This is a genomic window from Rhodococcus sp. D-46, assembly GCF_011290655.1.
Classification (GTDB): domain Bacteria; phylum Actinomycetota; class Actinomycetes; order Mycobacteriales; family Mycobacteriaceae; genus Rhodococcus_F; species Rhodococcus_F qingshengii.
The window spans coordinates 277,184-296,311 of record NZ_JAANTF010000005.1; the positions used below are offsets into that span (position 1 = coordinate 277,184).

General features: G+C 61.5%; 17 protein-coding genes. 4 read left to right on the forward strand and 13 right to left on the reverse strand.

Annotated elements, in window-relative coordinates:
- Nucleotides 1-44: 44 nt before the first annotated feature.
- From G9U53_RS14580 to G9U53_RS14595, 4 genes are all read left to right on the forward strand, one after another.
- Nucleotides 45-953 (forward strand): ACP S-malonyltransferase, encoded by a 909-nt coding sequence (locus tag G9U53_RS14580; RefSeq protein WP_064689135.1) that lies wholly within the window; start codon nt 45-47, stop codon nt 951-953.
- A gap of 84 nt (nt 954-1,037) precedes the next feature.
- Nucleotides 1,038-1,313 (forward strand): meromycolate extension acyl carrier protein AcpM, encoded by a 276-nt coding sequence (acpM, locus tag G9U53_RS14585; RefSeq protein ID WP_003941649.1) that lies wholly within the window; start codon nt 1,038-1,040, stop codon nt 1,311-1,313.
- Between the two features lie 7 nt (nt 1,314-1,320).
- Nucleotides 1,321-2,571: a KasA/KasB family beta-ketoacyl-ACP synthase gene (locus tag G9U53_RS14590; protein WP_003941591.1), complete on the forward strand. Its 1,251-nt coding sequence runs from the start codon at nt 1,321-1,323 to the stop codon at nt 2,569-2,571.
- Between the two features lie 108 nt (nt 2,572-2,679).
- Nucleotides 2,680-4,113, forward strand: a complete 1,434-nt coding sequence (locus G9U53_RS14595) for a carboxyl transferase domain-containing protein (protein WP_165638830.1) — start codon at nt 2,680-2,682, stop codon at nt 4,111-4,113.
- A 110-nt stretch (nt 4,114-4,223) separates the two neighbouring features.
- Here the strand turns inward: G9U53_RS14595 and G9U53_RS14600 are convergent, their stop codons facing one another.
- From G9U53_RS14600 to G9U53_RS14660, 13 genes are all read right to left on the reverse strand, one after another.
- The gene (locus tag G9U53_RS14600) at nt 4,224-4,733 is read right to left on the reverse strand and encodes a DUF3145 domain-containing protein (RefSeq protein ID WP_042445731.1); all 510 of its coding nucleotides are present in this window, start codon (nt 4,731-4,733) and stop codon (nt 4,224-4,226) included.
- A 128-nt stretch (nt 4,734-4,861) separates the two neighbouring features.
- Entirely contained in the window at nt 4,862-5,701 is an 840-nt protein-coding gene (locus G9U53_RS14605) for a serine hydrolase domain-containing protein (protein WP_007735479.1), read from the reverse strand.
- Nucleotides 5,702-5,737: 36 nt separating this feature from the next.
- Nucleotides 5,738-6,865 carry an NDMA-dependent alcohol dehydrogenase gene (locus G9U53_RS14610; RefSeq protein ID WP_165638831.1) on the reverse strand — a complete coding sequence of 376 codons (1,128 nt, stop codon included), beginning with the start codon at nt 6,863-6,865 and terminating at the stop codon, nt 5,738-5,740.
- A 310-nt stretch (nt 6,866-7,175) separates the two neighbouring features.
- The gene (locus tag G9U53_RS14615; protein ID WP_165638832.1) at nt 7,176-8,480 is read right to left on the reverse strand and encodes an HNH endonuclease signature motif containing protein; all 1,305 of its coding nucleotides are present in this window, start codon (nt 8,478-8,480) and stop codon (nt 7,176-7,178) included.
- Nucleotides 8,481-8,544: 64 nt separating this feature from the next.
- Nucleotides 8,545-9,219 carry a response regulator transcription factor gene (locus G9U53_RS14620; protein WP_042921920.1) on the reverse strand — a complete coding sequence of 225 codons (675 nt, stop codon included), beginning with the start codon at nt 9,217-9,219 and terminating at the stop codon, nt 8,545-8,547.
- Nucleotides 9,216-10,418: a sensor histidine kinase gene (locus tag G9U53_RS14625; RefSeq protein ID WP_030536577.1), complete on the reverse strand. Its 1,203-nt coding sequence runs from the start codon at nt 10,416-10,418 to the stop codon at nt 9,216-9,218. The genes G9U53_RS14620 and G9U53_RS14625 overlap by 4 nt, the downstream gene beginning before the upstream one ends.
- An 18-nt stretch (nt 10,419-10,436) precedes the next feature.
- A complete protein-coding gene (locus G9U53_RS14630) occupies nt 10,437-12,653 on the reverse strand; it encodes an MMPL family transporter (RefSeq protein WP_165638833.1) in 2,217 nt (738 codons plus the stop codon).
- A 95-nt stretch (nt 12,654-12,748) separates the two neighbouring features.
- Nucleotides 12,749-13,666 (reverse strand): carbohydrate kinase, encoded by a 918-nt coding sequence (locus G9U53_RS14635; RefSeq protein WP_042921922.1) that lies wholly within the window; start codon nt 13,664-13,666, stop codon nt 12,749-12,751.
- Between the two features lie 95 nt (nt 13,667-13,761).
- Nucleotides 13,762-14,856, reverse strand: coding sequence for a sn-glycerol-3-phosphate ABC transporter ATP-binding protein UgpC (gene ugpC, locus G9U53_RS14640; RefSeq protein ID WP_125051414.1), 1,095 nt, complete (start codon nt 14,854-14,856; stop codon nt 13,762-13,764).
- Nucleotides 14,857-14,883: 27 nt separating this feature from the next.
- Entirely contained in the window at nt 14,884-15,750 is an 867-nt protein-coding gene (locus G9U53_RS14645) for a carbohydrate ABC transporter permease (protein ID WP_165638834.1), read from the reverse strand.
- On the reverse strand, nt 15,750-16,700 hold the full coding sequence (locus tag G9U53_RS14650; RefSeq protein WP_165638835.1) for a sugar ABC transporter permease: 951 nt from the start codon (nt 16,698-16,700) through the stop codon (nt 15,750-15,752). Before G9U53_RS14650 ends, G9U53_RS14645 begins: the two co-directional genes overlap by 1 nt.
- On the reverse strand, nt 16,697-18,049 hold the full coding sequence (locus G9U53_RS14655) for a sugar ABC transporter substrate-binding protein (protein ID WP_003941577.1): 1,353 nt from the start codon (nt 18,047-18,049) through the stop codon (nt 16,697-16,699). Before G9U53_RS14655 ends, G9U53_RS14650 begins: the two co-directional genes overlap by 4 nt.
- Nucleotides 18,050-18,112: 63 nt before the next feature.
- Nucleotides 18,113-19,111: a sugar-binding transcriptional regulator gene (locus G9U53_RS14660; RefSeq protein WP_165638836.1), complete on the reverse strand. Its 999-nt coding sequence runs from the start codon at nt 19,109-19,111 to the stop codon at nt 18,113-18,115.
- Between the last annotated feature and the right edge of the window lie 17 nt (nt 19,112-19,128).

The window sequence follows — 19,128 nt, forward strand, 5'->3', positions numbered from 1 at the left end:
GACCGACATCTCGCAGGTCGCTCGCGGCGGTGTTCTCTTAATAAGTGATTTCGTTGCTCGCCCCGGGACAGGGCTCTCAGACACCCGGCATGCTCAGCCCCTGGCTGGCACTGCCCGGAGCACAAGACCGCCTCGAAGTGTGGTCGAAGGCAGCCGGCCTGGACCTCGTCCGACTCGGCACGACCGCGACCGCCGAAGAAATCACCGACACCTCGGTAACCCAGCCCCTCGTCGTTGCCGCTGCTCTGCTGGCATACGAGGAAATCGAATCACGTGGGCTCCTCGGCGCCGACGTCATCGCTGCCGGCCATTCGGTGGGTGAACTTGCCGCTGCTGCGGTCGCCGGTGTTATCTCCGCTGACGACGCGGTCGCGCTTGCCGCCCTCCGTGGCGCCGAGATGGCCAAGGCTTGTGCGCTCGAGCCCACGGGCATGTCAGCCGTTCTCGGTGGAGACGAAGCCGAAGTGCTCGCACGAATCGAAGAACTCGGGCTGGAAGCAGCCAACCGCAATGCGGCCGGCCAGATCGTGGCGGCCGGACTGCTCACCGCGCTCGAAGAACTCGCAGCAAACGCACCCGAAAAGGCCCGAGTCCGCGCACTACCCGTCGCCGGAGCTTTCCACACCCGCTTCATGGCGCCGGCGCAGGACGCCGTCGCAGCTGCTGCCGCCAAGATCACCCCTTCCGATCCGACGCGCACGCTGCTTTCCAACTCGGATGGCGCACCCGTCTCCTCGGGCGCCGACGCCCTCACCAAGCTTGCCGCGCAGGTAACCCGCCCCGTTCGTTGGGACCTCTGCTCCGCGTCGTTGCGGACAGCAGAAGTCAGCGCGATCGTGGAACTCCCGCCGGCCGGAACCCTCGTCGGAATTGCCAAGCGTGAAATGCGTGGCACGCCGACGGTGGCCCTCAAGAACCCGGAGGATATCTCCGCACTGTCCGAGCTGACCTAGCTCGGACGCCCACCCGGCCGATCAGCCCGAACGGCGGCCGGACGTTTCACCCCACCTCAATCGATCAAGAAGGGAGCCACACCAGTGGCCCACACTCAGGAAGAAATCATCGCGGAACTCGGCCAGATCGTGGAGGAGGTCACCGGTATCGAGCCTTCCGAGGTCACCGTTGACAAGTCCTTCGTGGACGACCTCGATATCGACTCCCTGTCCATGGTCGAGATCGCCGTTCAGACCGAAGACAAGTACGGCGTGAAGGTCCCCGACGAGGATCTCGCAGGCCTGCGCACCGTCGGCGACATCGTCGCGTACATCCAGAAGCTCGAAGCCGAAGGCGCCGAAGCCAAGAACGCAGAGTGAGCCGACCGTGACTTCCGCTTCTACCCGCAAAGGGAAATTCCCCGACATCGTCGTCACGAGCCTCGCGACGTCGACCTCGGTGGCTGGTGATGTGGATGGCACGTGGAAGGCGCTACTCGCCGGCGAAAGCGGCATCGGAATCCTCGATGACCCGTTCATCGACGAGTTCGACCTTCCCATTCGCATCGGCGGGCACCTGAAGGTTTCACCGGACGAGGGCTTGTCCCGCGTCGAAATTCGACGGATGAGCTGGGTGGAACGCCTTGCCCTCACGTTGAGTCGCACGGTCTGGAGCAACGCCGGCAGCCCTGAAGTCGATCAGGACCGCCTGGCCGTTGTCATCGGCACCGGACTCGGCGGCGGCGACACGCTCATCGACGCCGTCGACAAGCTCCGTGGCGGCGGATACCGCAAGGTGTCCCCGTTCTCGGTGCAGATGGTCATGCCCAACGGACCGGCCGCAACGGTCGGACTCGAACTCGGGGCCCGCGGTGGCGTCATCACTCCGGTGTCGGCATGTTCATCAGGTTCCGAGGCAATTGCTCACGCTCACCGCATGCTTGTCATGGGTGACGCGGACATGGTTGTGGCTGGTGGAGTCGAGAGCTTCATCGACGCCGTTCCGATCGCGAGCTTCGCCATGATGCGTGCGATGAGCACCAACAACGACAATCCGGCCGCAGCTTCACGTCCTTTCGACAAGGACCGCGACGGATTTGTCTTCGGCGAAGCCGGCGCCTTGATGATCCTCGAAACCGAGGAGCACGCAAAGGCACGCGGGGCAACGATTCACGCCCGCCTGCTTGGTTCCGGAATCACTTCGGACGGGTACCACATCGTGGCACCGCATCCGGAAGGCCTGGGCGCGGCGCGAGCCATGACCCGAGCAATCGAGATGGCCGGACTGACGAAGTCCGACATCAAGCACATCAACGCCCACGCCACTGCGACGCCGATCGGTGACATCGCAGAGGCAAAGGCAATCAACGCAGCGGTCGGCAATCACGCTGCGGTGTACGGCCCGAAATCCGCGCTGGGACACTCGATCGGCGCTGTCGGCGCCCTCGAATCAGTCCTCACGGTTCTGGCAGTGCGTGACGGGATCATCCCGCCCACGCTCAATGTTGACAGCCAGGATCCAGAAATCGATCTCGATGTCGTCAAGGGTGAACCCCGAACCGGCTCTTTCGATTTCGCACTGAACAACTCGTTCGGTTTCGGTGGGCACAATGTCGCGCTCGCCTTCGGTCGGGCCTAGCCCGAACCGCGGTTTGCACCTGTCCGCGGGTGTCGTTGCAACACAACGTCACCCGCGGACAACACCGACCTTTCGTTCCACCCAAGGCTCGTACTGAAGGAGGACGCGATGACCATCCTGGCCCCCGTGACAAAGTCCGAATCATCGACAGACCCGCGCGATCCTCTTGCGCGCCTGGAAAATCTGTTCGACCCCGGCACAACAGTGCCGCTCCACGCCCGTGACAAGTCCGGTGTGCTCGCCGCGTCCGGAAACATCGACGGCGTCCGCACCATCGCATACTGCTCCGACGCCACTGTCATGGGTGGCGCCATGGGCGTCGACGGTTGCAAACACCTCGTCAAAGCCATCGATACCGCTATCGAGGAAGAGTCCCCCATCGTGGGCCTCTGGCACTCCGGTGGCGCGCGTCTGGCTGAAGGCGTCGAGGCGCTCCACGCCGTCGGACTGGTCTTCGAGGCCATGGTCCGCGCGTCGGGTCTCATACCTCAAATTTCCGTCGTGCTCGGCTTTGCCGCTGGCGGAGCCGCGTATGGTCCAGCCCTCACCGATGTCGTGATCATGGCGCCGGAAGGCCGAGTGTTCGTCACCGGGCCAGACGTAGTTCGTAGTGTCACCGGCGAACAGGTCGACATGGTGTCACTCGGCGGTCCGGACACACACACCAAGAAGTCGGGTGTCGCGCACATCGCCGCACACGACGAGGCCGACGCATTGCACCGCGCGCGCCGCCTGGTCTCGATGATGTGCGAGCAGGGCGAATTCGATCAGCGGGCAGCGGAACTCGGCGACAGCGATCTGCGCGCCATGATGCCTGCCTCCGCGAAACGCGCGTACGACGTTCGTCCGATCGTTCACGAAATGCTCGACAACGTCGAAGGCGAGTCGAGTTTCGAAGAACTGCAAGGCAATTACGCTCGGAGCATCGTCACCGGTTTCGGCCGGATGGCCGGACGCACCGTTGGCGTCATTGCGAACAACCCACTGCGACTCGGGGGGTGCCTGAACTCCGAAAGTGCAGAGAAGGCCGCTCGATTCGTGCGACTGTGCAACGCATTTGGCGTGCCGCTCGTGGTCGTCGTCGATGTTCCCGGGTATTTGCCGGGCGTCTCGATGGAGTGGGAAGGCGTTGTCCGACGCGGAGCGAAGTTACTTCACGCCTTCGCCGAGGCAACGGTCCCCCGCGTCACCGTCGTCACTCGAAAGATCTACGGCGGCGCCTACATCGCGATGAACTCGCGAGCACTGGGAGCCACGGCCGTATTCGCTTGGCCCAACTCCGAAGTAGCCGTGATGGGCGCGAAGGCTGCTGTCGGCATCCTGCACAAGCGGGCCCTCGCAGCTGCACCGGACGACGAGCGTGAAGCATTGCACGACCGACTCGCTGCCGAGCACGAGGCAATCGCGGGCGGCGTCGACCGCGCGGTCGAAATCGGCGTCGTCGACGAGGAAATCGACCCGGCGAAGACTCGCAGCATCGTGACCGCTGCGCTCGCGTCTACACCATCTGTCCGCGCGCGGCACAAGAACATTCCGCTCTGACAACCCTGGACAGCAAGGTGGGCCTCGCCGATACGGCGAGGCCCACCTTTGTCATTCAAGTCTTTGTCGTTCAAGCCGCGAGAGCACTCCGGGTTCAGGATGGACCTCGGTCAGCTGACACGCCTTCGCAGCCATGTCACTTCGGCACCTTCGCCTGAACTCCGGAAGGGTTCGAGTTCCTCGTCCCACGGTGTACCTATCGCCCGATCGATTTCCGCGGCGATGTCTCCACCGGAATTCATGATGGACCGCAGTTTCATCTCCCCTACGACGACATCACCGTTCGCACTGGTGGATCCGCGCCACAGGCCCAGACCGGGCACATGGCTGTACCGTTCGCCGTCGACGCCATGACTCGGGTCCTCGGTGACCTCGAACCGCAACATCGGCCACGCGCGTAGCGAGTCGACCAGGCGGGCACAGGTTCCGACGGGACCCGTCCAGTCCGTCGTCGCACGCAGAAGCCCGTCGTAGGCAGGCTGTGAGGTCCATCTGAGCTTGGCAGGGCTGTCCAACGTGGCGGACAGAGCCCAATCCACGTGCGGGCACAGCGCCGCGGGCGACGAGTGGATGTAAACCACACCAGTCGTCACGTCCGCGAATTGATTCATTTCGCGCACTCGAGCCTCCTGCTTCGACGAGGGACGTCTTCCCCAACGACCTCTGTCGAGTTCGTGCAGCACGCTCGATTGAACAGTGTGCCTTGTGTTACCCGTGTTGCGCCAGTGGAAGGAGAGAAATTTGTGCTCTACCGCGAAACTTCACCGACCACGCCATCCGACAATTCGGTCCACAAAGGCTTGGCCCAATCACCGAAATCGCGATCGGTAAGCACGACGCACGCAGTATCGATCGTGGGATCGACCCACAGGAACGTCCCGGACTGGCCGAAATGACCGAAGGTAGCGGCCGAGTTCTCGAGACCCGTCCAATGCGGACGCTTGTCGCCCCGAATTTCGAATCCGAGCCCCCAGTCGTTGGGGCGCTGAGAGCCGTAACCCGGAAGAATTCCGTTGAGCCCCGGGAACTGCACAGTTGTCGCCTCTGCGAACGTCTGCGCCGAGACCAGAGTCGGCGAGAGCAGTTCAGCCGCGAACTTGGCCAAGTCGTCTGCCGATGCCTGCGCACCGTGACCGGCCGGACCGACAAGAGCCGCGCTGGTCATCGCCAACGGCGCGAACACCGCCTCGGCCAGATAGTCGGCAAATTCGATCTCGGTCTCCCGGGAAACCAACTCGGCAAGCACCTCGAACCCCGCACTCGAGTAGATCCGCTTCGACGCCACCGGCGCCTGAACAACACGTTCGGCGAATGCCAATCCCGAAGCATGTGCGAGGAGATGACGAACGGTCGACCCCTCAGGCCCGGCCGGCCCATCCAACTCGACCGCCCCCTCCTCCACTGCCACGAGAATCGCGTAGGCGCACAACAGTTTTGTCACCGAAGCCAGGGGGAAAACATGCGCCTGGTCGCCACTGAAACCACGAATGCGGTCGCCCTCACCGGGATTCTTCCCGGAGAGGACGACCGCTGCCGCATTGTCGACCGGCCACTGCTGGATTACGTCGAGACTGTGAGTACTGGGCACCCGATCAGACTACTGGCACAAGAGTTGCGCTTCCGATCACCAGTCAGCTTCGGTGTAGCGGATGACGCCGCGGATGTTCTTGCCATCCAACATGTCCTGGTAGCCGTCGTTCACGCCTTCGAGCGTGTAGGTCCGAGTCACCATGTCGTCGAGGTTCAGCTTGCCTGCCTTGTACATCGCGAGGAGGTTCGGCACGTCCTGGCGAGCGTTGCCACCGCCGAAAATGTTGCCCTGAAGGTCCTTCTGAAGCATCGACAGCAGGAACAGGTTCAGCTTCACATCCATGTCCGTCAGGTGCCCCATTGCGGTGACGACACAACGGCCGGCCTTTGCCGTCAGAATCATCGCTTCTTCGACGTACTCACCCCTCATTTCGCCGACGGTGATGATCGTCTTCTGCGCCATGCGGCCATACGTAGCGTCGATGATCGGCTGAATGGCAGCGGCAGCGCTTTCGAAAGCGTGCGTTGCGCCGAACTTCAGAGCCTGCTCACGCTTCCACGGCACGGGGTCGATGGCAAAGATGTACCGGGCGCCCGATGCAACTGCACCCTGTAGCGCACTGATACCGACGCCGCCGACACCCATGATCACAACGTCTTCGCCGGGCTTCACATCGGCGATGTGGGTTGCCGATCCCCAACCGGTCGGAACGCCGCAACCGACGAGTGCGGCAACCTCGAACGGAATGTCCTTGTCGATCTTCACCACTGACGACTGGTTCACGACCATGTAGGGCGAGAACGTCCCTAGCAGGCACATCGGGATCACGTTTTCGCCGCGAGCCTGGATACGGTAAGTGCCGTCACTGATGGCCTGGCCGCTGAGGAGGCCCATCCCGAGGTCACACAGGTTCTGATGACCGGCCGAACACGCCGGACAGGTTCCACAAGCCGGAATGAAGGACAGAACGACGTGGTCGCCGACCTCCAGACCCTTGACCTCCGGGCCGAGCTTGGTGATGACGCCCGAACCCTCGTGCCCACCCATGACGGGGAACGACGGCATCGGGGTCGCGCCGGTGACGATGTGGTGATCGGAGTGGCACATTCCGGCCGCTTCCATGCGAATCTGAACTTCGCCGGCTACCGGCTCACCGATCTCGATCTCCTCGACGGACCACTTTTCATTGAGGCCCCACAGGATTGCACCCTTGGTCTTCACGTCACTGCACCCTTTCATTCGCACACCCGCATCTATCTCTGTGACCATAGCCACAAATCTGCGAAATTGGAACGTGTTCTAACGAAAGATTTTGCACTGCAGGTCAGACGTCCAAATGACCTGGCACAACCGGCGCGGCAACGACGGAATAATGACCCACTGAGTGGGACAGGCCACACGGGCACCCGAAAGTAGAGCCGCCCCGAAAGCACGCAACCATCCGACTCCACCTCCCACCAATCGGTCGGACACAGAGCAGCGGGTCTGAAACAGGCCTGGGCATGTTCTGGTGCATCTGAGGTTTGGCCCCTCAGGTTTTGAAGGTGGTGTTCGCCGGCCGCGGGTGCTGCTGCGGGTCGATCGAGGGCGGCGGGATGAACCAGGGTTTATTGTCGACCCCTATCCGAATTTCCCATTTGCCGACGAACCCTGATTTTCGGTGCATCAACCGATGATGTGAACGGCACAGCAGCACCAGGTTGTTCATCACCGTCGGGCCACCGTTCGCCCAGTGCCGGATATGGTGCGCATCCGTCCAGGCCGGTACACATGTGCAACCCGGGAACGCGCAGCCCTTGTCCCGGGCGATCAACGCCACTCGCTGTTCCGCGGTGACCAATCGTTTTCCTGGTTGCGCATCCAAGGGCGCGCCGTGATCATCGAGCAGCACCGTGGACAGGAAACAATCGCACCCAAGGAGTCTGGTCTGCGACACCGACAGCGGCCCCAGCCACGGCATGTGCCCGACATCGAGATCCGATACAGCCATTCCGTCATCAGCAGTGGAGGGTGTCGCGGCGCAGTCCCGATGCTCCGCCAGATCCCGAGCATTGATGTGCACGTTCACATGCGGACGCTGACCACCATCGGTACCAGTCTTGGCGCAATCGAGATACCGGCGGATCAGTTCCGTGAACCCGTCCGCGGTCCGCTTCGCCGCCGACCGAGCATCCGGCGTCCCATCCGGTGCCGGGGTCGGCATCGTCAGATTCGACAACGCCGACAACAACATCTCACCGGTGAGAGCGTCGAAATCACCACGCACCACCACCCGACCGTTCAAGGTCGACGCGATCCGCAACTCGTTGAGATCGACATCCTCGGCGGGCGGAATCTCATCCGACTCGAACAACCTCTCCAACGTCGCGATCACGTTCCGCACCTTCGTCGTCGTCGCCTCAACACCCGACGCAGCAGCGAGCAACAAATCGATGCACTTCGGGAGCGCCTCCTCCGGCATCCCCTTCGGTGGTGACTCGCAGAACGCCACGATCAACACGGCATGATCGAACGAGCAATCCCCACAACCGAACCGAGCAGCCACACCCGGAAGCGGCCGCAAAGCCGCACCCAACGCGGCGATCTTCTTCCCGTCCCGAACCTGCAACATCGTGTTCGCCGCCAACCACGCACCCACCCCGCGGCTCGCAATCACCTGATCATCCGGGCGCAACGACAACTCGTCCACCACAGCCACACGCACAGCTTCCAGGCGCAGAATCTCCGCACTCGCCTCGACAGCAGCAGCACGCAACTCAGCAGCAGACAACCGCCACAGACGTCCACGTAACCCCACCGCAGAACCAGACACCACATCCGACAACAAGACACTCATTGAATCCCCCGATCCCCTCCCCATATCATACTCGAACACCCGTTCGAGTCAAGAGTTTTTCGAGTCAATCCACCGAGCGTCCCGGAATCACCACACCGCATTGATATGCGAGAACCACCAGTTGCGCGCGGTCGCGGACATCCAGTTTCGTCATCGCCCGATTCACATGGGTTTTTGCCGTGACCGCGCTGATCACCAATTCCGCGGCGATTTCGTCGTTGGACATCCCGAGGGCAACGAGGGTTACCACTTCGAGTTCGCGTGGTGTCAATTGACCGAAAATCCCAGAAGTTGAGTCGGCCCGCGACGGAGTGGAAAGGAACCGAGAAATCAACGCGCTGGTCGCAATCGGCGACAGCAAAGAGTTCCCACCTGCGACCGTCCGAACAGCATCGAGTAGATCCTCCGCTCGGATTCCTTTGCCGATGAAGCCGCTGGCTCCAGCCCGGATCGCCTGTGCCACATGCTCATCCACTTCGAAGGTGGTAAGGATCAACACGCGCACGTCGGTCAAATCCGGATGATCGGCAATCATGGCGGTCGCTTCGACTCCGCTGGTGCCTGGCATTCGAATGTCCATCAATACAACGTCGGGTCGGTGCTCGATCGCCGCCTGGAATGCCTGCTCTCCGTCTGCCGCCTCGGCGACCACCTCCATGTCCTCTTCCGAACCGATCAGCAGCGCAAGCGTTTGACGGAAGAGCGCCTGATCGTCTGCCACTACCACCCGAATACTCACGACTCCCCACTCTCCGAACCCCTGGACACCGAGACAAGCGGCAGTTGGGCGTCCACACGAAATCCCCCGTCCGCGCGGAATCCTGCTGAGACCTCGCCTCCCATTGCCTGTGCCCTCTCCTTCATTCCCAGCAGTCCGTACCCGGGCGGTGACGTCGAAGGCACTGCCGTTCCGGAGTTTTCGACCGACAGCACCAGAACCTCGGCTTCGTACGACAACGACACGGTGACGGCCCCTGGCAACGCATGCTTGCTCGCATTCACGAGTGCTTCCTGGATAATTCGGTACGCCGTGAGGTCTACTGCTGGCCCGAGAGGGCGCAGCGAACCCACAGCGCGCACTTCGATTTCCATTCCCGCACTGACGAATTGATCCACCAGTGCCGGTAGATCCGAAAGCCCCGGAGCCGGCTTCATCGAGCGATCACCGTCCTGAGCATCACGGAGAACTCCGACCGTGGCCCGAATTTCATCGAGTGCCGCCTTGGACGTTTCCTCCACTCCGCGTAGTGCAGTCGTCGCCTTCTCCGGGTCTTTCCCGATCAAGTGCGACGCGACCCCGACTTGCAGGTTGACCAAGGCAATGTGGTGCGCGACAACGTCGTGCAGGTCTCGCGCAATCCGCATCCTTTCTTCGACGACGCGGTGTCGGGCCTCGTCCTCGCGCATTCTTTCCGCTTGCACCGCGCGCGCCTCGACGGACTCCAGATAGGCTCGGCGAGAACGGACCTCGGCGCCGGCAAAACTTGCCATCAGCAACCAAGCCAACAACCCCAGTGCCTCCTGCAGGAGATTGTTCCCCACTCCCAGGAAGATCGTGACGAGCATCAGCGAGCTGACTGTGCTCGCCGCTGCGAAGAAGGTCCTCCGGCGGTCACTCGTGCTGGCAACGTAGTAGAGGCACACCATCGCTGCGGAACCTGTGCCGGCATTCGGCGGCGCTGACAGTGCAATCATCAATACGCCGAGGAGTACTGCCACCGCCAGTGCCGAGAACGGATAGCGCCTTCGGAACACGATGGTTGCCGCTGCGATCGCTGTTACAAGCACTCCCACAACCGTGACCTCGCGGGTGTCATTGCCGTCGAGCGCGATGCGGTGCGCCGTCCACGTGGCAAGGAGCACGAGAATCGCCAGTGCCAGGTCGATGGTGCGCGGGTGTTCCGCACACCATCGACCCCACGTCGATGTCGAAGTCATCGATCTACCGTATCCGGGTCACACCGACAACTTGTCGCTCGTGGGTTCACTGGATTCCTTCGAATCTGCGAGCAGCGCAGTCAACTGCTCCCCCTCGACATCGACGTTCGGGACCAACCGGTCCAGCCATGAGGGGAACCACCATGCCTTCGAGCCCAACAGGGACATGACGGCCGGTACGACAGTCATACGAATCACGAAGGCGTCGAACAGAACCGCGAACGAAAGTCCGAGTCCGATCTGCATGATGAAGGCGTCGCCGCCGAAGATGAAGCCCGCGAAAACGGCGATCATGATCAGCGCCGCGGCCGAGACGACTCGCGCGCCCTGGTCGAAGCCCTTCACGACTGCTTCATCCGGTCCGTCACCGTGGACGAACGCTTCACGCATTCTGGTCACCAGGAACACCTGGTAGTCCATCGCCAACCCGAAGACGATGCCGATCATGAAGATGGGCAACATCGCCACAACTGATCCGGTTTGACCTTCGATTCCGAGAATGCCGGCGAACCAACCCCACTGGAAGATCGCGACCAGCACACCGAACGTCGCACCGATCGAGAGCAGAAATCCGAGAGTTGCCTTGAGCGGTACCAAGATCGAGCGGAACACCAGCATCAAAAGAATGAAGGCGAGGCCGACGACCAATGCGAGGTAGGGAACGAGGGCATCAGCCAGGCGGTCCGAGACGTCGATCGTCAACGCTGTCTGACCGGTGACCGACATCGTGGCCCCGGTCTCGTCGGTCAGTGATCCGGCGACCTCACGTATATCTGCGACGAGCGCCTTTGTTGCCTCGGTTTCGGGGCCGCTCGAGGGAACCACCGTGATGACTGCTGTATCGCCGGCCTGATTGAGTGCTGGCGGCGTCACTGCCGCTACGTCGGGCAGAGCACCGAGCTTTTCCTGGGCGCCGCTCAATGCCGCTGCCGGATCTGCGGCGTCGGCAACGTCGACGACCACCATGAGCGGGCCGCTGAACCCGGCACCGAACCCCTCGGATAGTCGGTCGGTAGCCCTGGCGGCAGTTGTGTCGGGCACTGGTGGGCTCGCCAAACTCAGGTTGATTCCGAAGGTGGGGATCGCCAGCAATCCCAGCCCGAGGACTGACGCGAGCAAAACCGGAACTCGACGCCGGATCACGAACTTGGCCCATCGCGAGCCTGCGCCTTCCTTCGTCTTGCGATGCGTCAACTGACCACCGGACGCAAGCAGGCGACGATCGGATCGGCTCAGAACGCGCGATCCAGCAAATCCCAGCGTGGCGGGCAGCAGGGTCAGTGAAATCACCACTGCAACAGCAACTGCAAACGCCGCAGCCAGACCCATGCTCGTCAGGAACGGGATGTTCACGACGAACAGTCCTGCCAATGCGATGAGCACCGTCAACCCCGCGAACACTACGGCCGAACCCGCCGTCCCCGCTGCGCGGCCCGCAGCAATTTCCGGATCATGTCCGTCACGTAGTTCGGAGCGGTAGCGCGAGACGATGAAGAGCGAATAGTCGATCGCCACGGCGAGCCCCAGCATCATTGCCAGGACGGTTGTGCTCGAACCCAATTCGATGAAACCAGTTGCGATAGTGATCGTGCAGATCGCGATGCCGATGCCGATCAACGCGCTGATCAAGGGAAGCCCTGCTGCCACCAACGAACCGAAAGTGACCGTCAGGACCACAGCGGCGATCGCGACGCCGATCACTTCGCCCATCGATTCGGCACTGCTTTCCATCAGCACGTTGCCGGCAACATCGACTGCCAGCCCTGAATCCGCGGCGTCGTGGACGGCGGACTCGAGCAGTTCTTTCGAGCTGTCCGGCAAGTCGATCGAGTCGGCGGTATAGGAGACCTGCATGTATCCGATCGTCCCAGTCGGCGACACTCCGCCGGAGGCATACGGATCCGATACCGCTGCAACCTCGGGGTCCTTCCCGAGCGCAGAGACCAAGTCACTGACGGATTGTCGAATCGCCGGATCGGTGAGCGTCGTGCCTGCCGGAGATTCGAAGACGATGCGAGCACTGGCTCCGTCGGTGGACGATTGCGGAAATCTTTCAGCCAGAAGATCTTGCGCCGCTTGTGATTCGGTGCCCGGAATCGACAACGTATTGACGGTCGGACCGGACAGCGTTGCTGCGCCTACTCCGCCCGCCACCAGCAGGACGACCCAGAAGCCCACCATTGCCCAACGGCGCCGAAACGCGAGTCGCGAGAGTTTGTACAGGAATATCGACATGCGTGTCACTGTGCCGATACACGACCCCGTCGCACATCGTGCACAGGTAGACAGTTCGACGTACTGCGCTCGCAGTAGGGCGGTGGTCCCCAGTGCTAGACGGGCAGGCCCAACTCCCTTGACCACGGCGGATCCGCCCCGGGACGTGACACGGTGACGGCTGCCGCGCGTGCGGCAAAGGTCAACGCGGCCGACCAATCTGCCTCGGTGAACGCACGCACAACAGCGACGTCGAGTGCGTCGTGACGATCAAGGTAGGCCAACAGGGCTCCGTGAACGGTATCGCCCGCACCGATCGTGTCCGCGACGTCGACCGCGGGCGCCGGCACCGAAACATCGAGTTCCTCGGTGATCAAACGCAACCCGTCACCACCACGGGTGAGCAGGACGGCGCCGACGCCTTCGTGGAGCCACTCGGCGCCGTCGACCGAACCCAACCACTTCGCGTCGTCGTCGCTCACTTTGAGAATATCGATGGCGGGCAACCACGAACGAAACCGTCGTCGATACGCGTCCGGGTCGGAGATCACCGCCGGACGAATGTTGGGGTCCACCATGGTGAGTCGACCGCGGGCGTGTGCTTCGTGCAGCAAAGCTTCGTAGGCAGAGGCCCCGGGCTCGAGCACCAGCGACAGCGTTCCGAACGAGAATGCCCGGGCAGAGGGAAGTTTCGGCAGCGCGAACTGTCGATCCGCCGTTCCCTCGAGGTAGAAGGAATACCGCGCACCTCCGTCCGCTGCAAGGTTCACGACGGCCAGAGTTGTCGGCTCGGGCCCACGTTCGACCCCAGTTGTGTCGACATTGGACGCGGCCAGCGAGTCGATCATCCGATCTCCGAAGGCGTCGGTGGACAAGCGAGAGACGAATCCCACGTCGGATCCGAGTCGGCCCAATGCAACCGCAACGTTGAACGGTCCACCGCCCAACTTGGGCGAGAAGTTCTCCCCCACCGGAACCAGATCAACCAGTCCCTCACCACACACCACGACGGATCGTTCGCGTGTATCACTCATCGGTAGACCCTAACCTTCTCACCAGTCGAAGATGGATGTGACCTGCTCGGCACGAACGAGTTCGGGTGCCGAGCAGGTCACGAATGCGATGGGATTCAGCTACCCACACGCTCGCCCGTAGCCGGGTCGAAGAGGTGAACGAGGCCGTCCACCCGCTCGAAGCCCAGCGTCTGGCCGTACTGCAGCTTCGATCGCCCGCCGGTGCGTGCGACGAGCGAAATCGGATCGGATTCCGTGCCAGGTACGTGCGCGTAGATGTACGACTCGTTGCCCAGTTCCTCCACCAGGTCGATCTGAGCTGCGATTCCGTCTCCAGCCGCAACCACCTGGAATTGCTCGGGTCGAATTCCTACTGTGACCGAGTCCAGACCGGCCGCGGCGATTGCCGCCATCTGCTCGCGGTCCAGCGGAACCTCGACGTCACCGAAACGCACCCCACCCGAACTGACCGGCGCCGTTACCAAGTTCATACCTGGAGATCCGATGAAACCGGCAACAAACGCATTGGCCGGCCGATCGTAAAGTTCGGTCGGAGAGGCGAATTGTTGCAACTTGCCGCCCTTGAGCACTGCCACTCGATCACCCATCGTCATCGCTTCCACCTGATCGTGCGTGACGTAGACGGTGGTGGTTCCGAGACGACGCTGCAACGCCGCGATCTGCGTGCGGGTCTGGACGCGTAGCTTTGCGTCGAGGTTGGAGAGCGGCTCGTCCATGCAGAACACTTGCGGTTCACGAACGATTGCACGGCCCATGGCAACTCGCTGCCGTTGACCACCGGAAAGCTTGGCCGGCTTGCGGTCGAGGTATTCCGTCAGGTCAAGCAGTTTGGCCGCTTCGGCCACTTTCTTCTTACGCTCCTCGACGGGCACACCGCGCATCTTCAACGCGAACCCCATATTTTCCCCGACGGTTTTGTTGGGGTACAGCGCGTAATTCTGGAAGACCATTGCGATGTCGCGATCCTTGGACGGGACATCGGTCATGTCCTTGCCGTTGATGGTGATCGCGCCGGAATCGATGTCCTCGAGCCCTGCCAACATGCGCAGGGCCGTGGACTTTCCGGAACCTGACGGACCGACGAGCACGATGAACTCCCCGTCGTTGATGTCGAGATCGAGTGAATCGACAGCGAGGGTCCCGGCACCTTCGTAGATGCAAGACGCTTTCTGGTACGAGATTTCAGCCATGACGAACTCCTGAGAGGGTGAGGAGAATTATTTGATTGCACCGAAGGACAGGCCGCGCACCAGTTTGTTCTGGGCGAACCAACCGGCCAGGATGACGGGCAATGCCGCCATGGTCGCTGCCGCGGAGAGCCGAGCCCAGTACAGTCCCTCGCCGGTGATGAACCCGACCAGGAAGACCGGAATCGTCTGCGCTTGAACAGCTGTTAGGTTGACTGCGAAGAAGAATTCGTTCCACGAGAAGATCACGCAGATCAGCGCAGTCGCAGCAATTCCGGGCGAGATCAGCGGGAGGATCACCTCGCGAACCGAGGTCCACAAACTCGCGCCGTCCATGCTGGCAGCTTCGAGAAGTTCGCCGGGGACTTCGAGAAAGAACGAACGCATCATCCACACTGCGATCGGCAGATTCATCGATGTGTACAAGATGACCAGCGCCCAGATGTTGTCGAGCAACCCGATGTCGTTGACGATCACGTACAGCGGCACGATTGCAGCGACGACTGGGAGCATCTTGGTACTGATGAAAAAGAACAGAACGTCCTGAGTCTTGACTACCGGGCGAAGCGACAATGCAAACGCAGCCGGAACACCCAGTAGCAGAACAAGAATCGTCGACATGGCCGTCGCAAATGCGGAGTTTGCCAGCGTCGTGCCGAGACCGGAGTCGAGGACGGCACGGAACTGTTCGAGGGTGGGAGTGAAGAACAGCTTCGGCGGATCCGTGTAGGCGTCTGCCTCGGTCTTGAACGCGGTGAGGACCATCCAGAAGACCGGGAAGAAAAATCCGAGAGCGGCGATCCACGCCACAACCGACCACGGACTGAACTTGCTGCTCTTCTTTTTCTTGACGACGGGCTTGTCGGCCGTCGCGCTTGTCGTCTCTACGGCAGTCATCACGCCGCCTCCTCGTTGCCGGTGAAGCTCTTGAAGATCAATCGGAGCGCAAGTGTCGACACGATGATCGTCGCGATCACTGTCACGACACCCATCGCCGCAGCTTGACCTACGTCGAAGCCGAGGAACGCGCGCTGGTAGATGTAGAACGGCAGGTTCGAACTGGCCACGCCTGGCCCGCCCGACGTCATCATGTACACCGCGTCAAAGGTGTTCACGAGGTAGATCGCACCCAGAACTGCACCGAGTTCGATGAAACGGCGCAGGTGCGGCAGTGTCAGTTCGCGGAACATCGCAAACGGCTTGGCTCCGTCCACCCGTGCGGCTTCGAGGATGTCTCGGGGCATGGACTGCAAGCCGGCCAGAATGAGCAGCATCATGAAAGGCGTCCACTGCCAGATCAGATTGATCATGACGGCGGCGAGCGGAAACTTGCTGACCCAGTCGACCTGGCCGACACCGAAAGGCTGGAGGACGAAGTTCACGATACCGAACACCGGGTCGAACATTGTTGTCTTCCAGAGCAATGCGCCAGCGACGGGGGTGATGAGAAACGGCGTGATCAGCAGTGTCCGCACGATCCCGCGACCGAGGAAGGCTCTGTCGAGTAGCAGTGCCAACGCGAGTCCGAGGATCACCGAAACGATGACCGTCCCCACGATCATGATGACCGTGTTGACCGCGACTTCCCGAAACTGACTGTCCTTGAAAACCTCGATGTAGTTGTCGAACCCGTTGAAGTGCCGCGATCCCGGCCGGACAAGGTTCCACGACTGCGTCGAGTGGTAGAGGGTGAACAGAAACGGAATCTGGGTGACGACGATCGAAAAGATCAACGCCGGCAACAGGGGACCTCTACGACGCCAACCCTCGGCGCGGGAGATCTTCTTTTCGACACGGACCGGTGGCGCGTCGTCCACCGTAGTTCTGGGCTCGGCAACCGTAGTCATCGGTTCTCCTGATAGGTCTTGCCGACCACCTCGGCATACTGCTGGGATTGTTCGAGTGCTTCTTTCACGCTCTTCTGACCCGCGATGGCCGCACTGATCTGCTGGCTGACGCGAGTGCCCAGGTCCTGAAACTCAGGGATGGTTAGGAACTGGACGCCGGTGTACGGAACCGGTTGCACTGTAGGGTTTTTCGGATCTGCATTGTTGATCGATTCGAGGGTGATCGGACCGAATGCCTGTGCGGCCTCTTGATATTCCGGAATCTCGTAGGTCGATAGGCGACTTCCCGGAGGAACTCTCGACCAGCCGAGTTCGGTTCCGACCTTCTGGATGTAGTCCTTGTTCGTCATCCAGGAAATGAACTTCCAGGCATCATCTTTGTTCTTTGCCGACTCCGGGATTCCGAGCGCCCACGTGTAGAGCCAACCAGGATCGGACTTCTCGACCTTCGGGGCCTTCGCATATCCGATGTTGCCGACTACCTTCGACGACGCAGGGTCCTCGAGAACCGACACAGCCGACGTCGCGTCGTACCACATCGCCGTGTTGCCTTGCGCGAATTGTGTTGCACATTCACCGAATCCGCTTGTGGCAGGACCCGGCTGACCGTGCTCCTTGACCGTGTCCACGTAGAACTGAACCGCATCCTCGACCTGCGGACTGGTCAGCTGCGCATTCCAATTCTCGTCGTACCAGCGTCCACCGAAGGTGTTGATCACTGTGTTCAGCGGTGCGAGTACCTCACCCCAGCCAGGCTTTCCGCGCAAGCAGATTCCCGCCATCTTGGCATCCGGGTTGTCGAACTGCGCTGCCCAACCTGCGACTTCTTGCCACGTCGGGTCTTCGGGAACTGTTATCCCCGCCTGATCGAACAGATCCTTGCGGTACATCAGGAACGACGACTCCCCGTAGAACGGAACCGCGTACATACTGTCCTCGTATGACAGAGAAGTCTTGATCGACGGTACGAAGTCGTCCTCGTCGTAACCGGGCGTCTTGTCTGCATACTCGGACAGGTTCGTGAGCCAACCGTTGGCGGCCCACTGAGGTGTCTCGTAGTTGCTGATCATCACGACGTCGAACTCACCGCCGCCGGTTGCCGTCGACGCCGTGATCTTGGCGCGCGCCTGGTTCTCGGAAAGGCTGACGAATTTGAGGTCGATGCCAGGGTTCTCGGCTTCGAAAGCCGGCGCCAGTTTGATGGCGTCCTGCATCTGCGAGTTCGACACCATCGCGATGGTGACTGTTCGTTCGCCGGAACCACCGAGCGCACCAGCGCCCGCACATCCCGACACCAGGAGGCAGAGCGCCGCCGCGGCAGCGCCCCACACTCGTCTTCCTGTTTTCACGGATTACCTTCCTTCACACTTGCGTGTCAGTCGCGCGCTCGGACCGCGAAACTCGTGAGATCGCTAGCCTTCGAGCAGCCACTGGGCGCACTCGACGTCGGTGACGAGTACGTTTGCCAAACCTCCGCGCAATGCGCCCAGAACGGCCTGGCGTTTGTGTGTTCCCCCCGAAATCAGAATCGTCTGATCGCAGGATTTCACTGCGTCGAGCGATACTGAGACCGTTCGCTCAGGCAGTGGCCCCTCCACTGGATTGCCGTCGATCGTGTAGAAACGGCCGCCGATTTCACCGACAGCGCCTCGACTTTCCAACTCGTCCAGCATGGTCGAGTCGACGAAGCTACCGGCAAACAAGGTCGTGGCAGTCGAGACGGCACCAACTCCGAAAACCATGATGTCGGAATCAGTTCCGGCTTGCAGCGCCTTCGAGATCACCGAGTCGTTTCGCATCGACTCCACAGTCGCCGGGTCGGCATACAGCGGAGCGTTGAGACGAATAGGATTGGCCTGCAACTGTTGTGCACATCGGCCGATGGTGAAGTCGACACCGGTTTGGTAGTCGGTCACCGTCATGGAGCCGTCAAGTTGTACCACAGCCGAGCACTTCGCCGCCTTGTCTGGCAAAGATCCTGCTACCGCAACGGTTTCCGGACCCCAGGTAAACCCGAGAACGCTCGACGGCTGCAGACGACGAACCAGAACTTCCGCTGCTCGTCGGCCGAGCGCGTCGAAGTCCGGATCGTCCGAGTCCGAATTTGCTTCGGGCACAATCAAAACTTCGGCCAACCCGAAGTGCTTCTCCAGTTTCGATTCCAACTCCGTGTTCACCGAACCTTCGAGCTCCGGCGGTACCAAAATCTCGACCCTGACCAAACCTTGCGTCCGCGCCCTGGCCAACAGTCGCCCGGCTGTCGGCCGCGAGACGCCCAACTTCGCTGCAATCTCCGCCTGAGTGGCACCTTCGAGGTGATACATGGTCGCTGCCCGCAAGGCGAGCCGCACATCCTCGGAAGCGGGCAACTTCGACGTCTTGAGTCCTGTGGGCTGAGCCGACTGGTTCACACGGTCTCCTTGTGCAT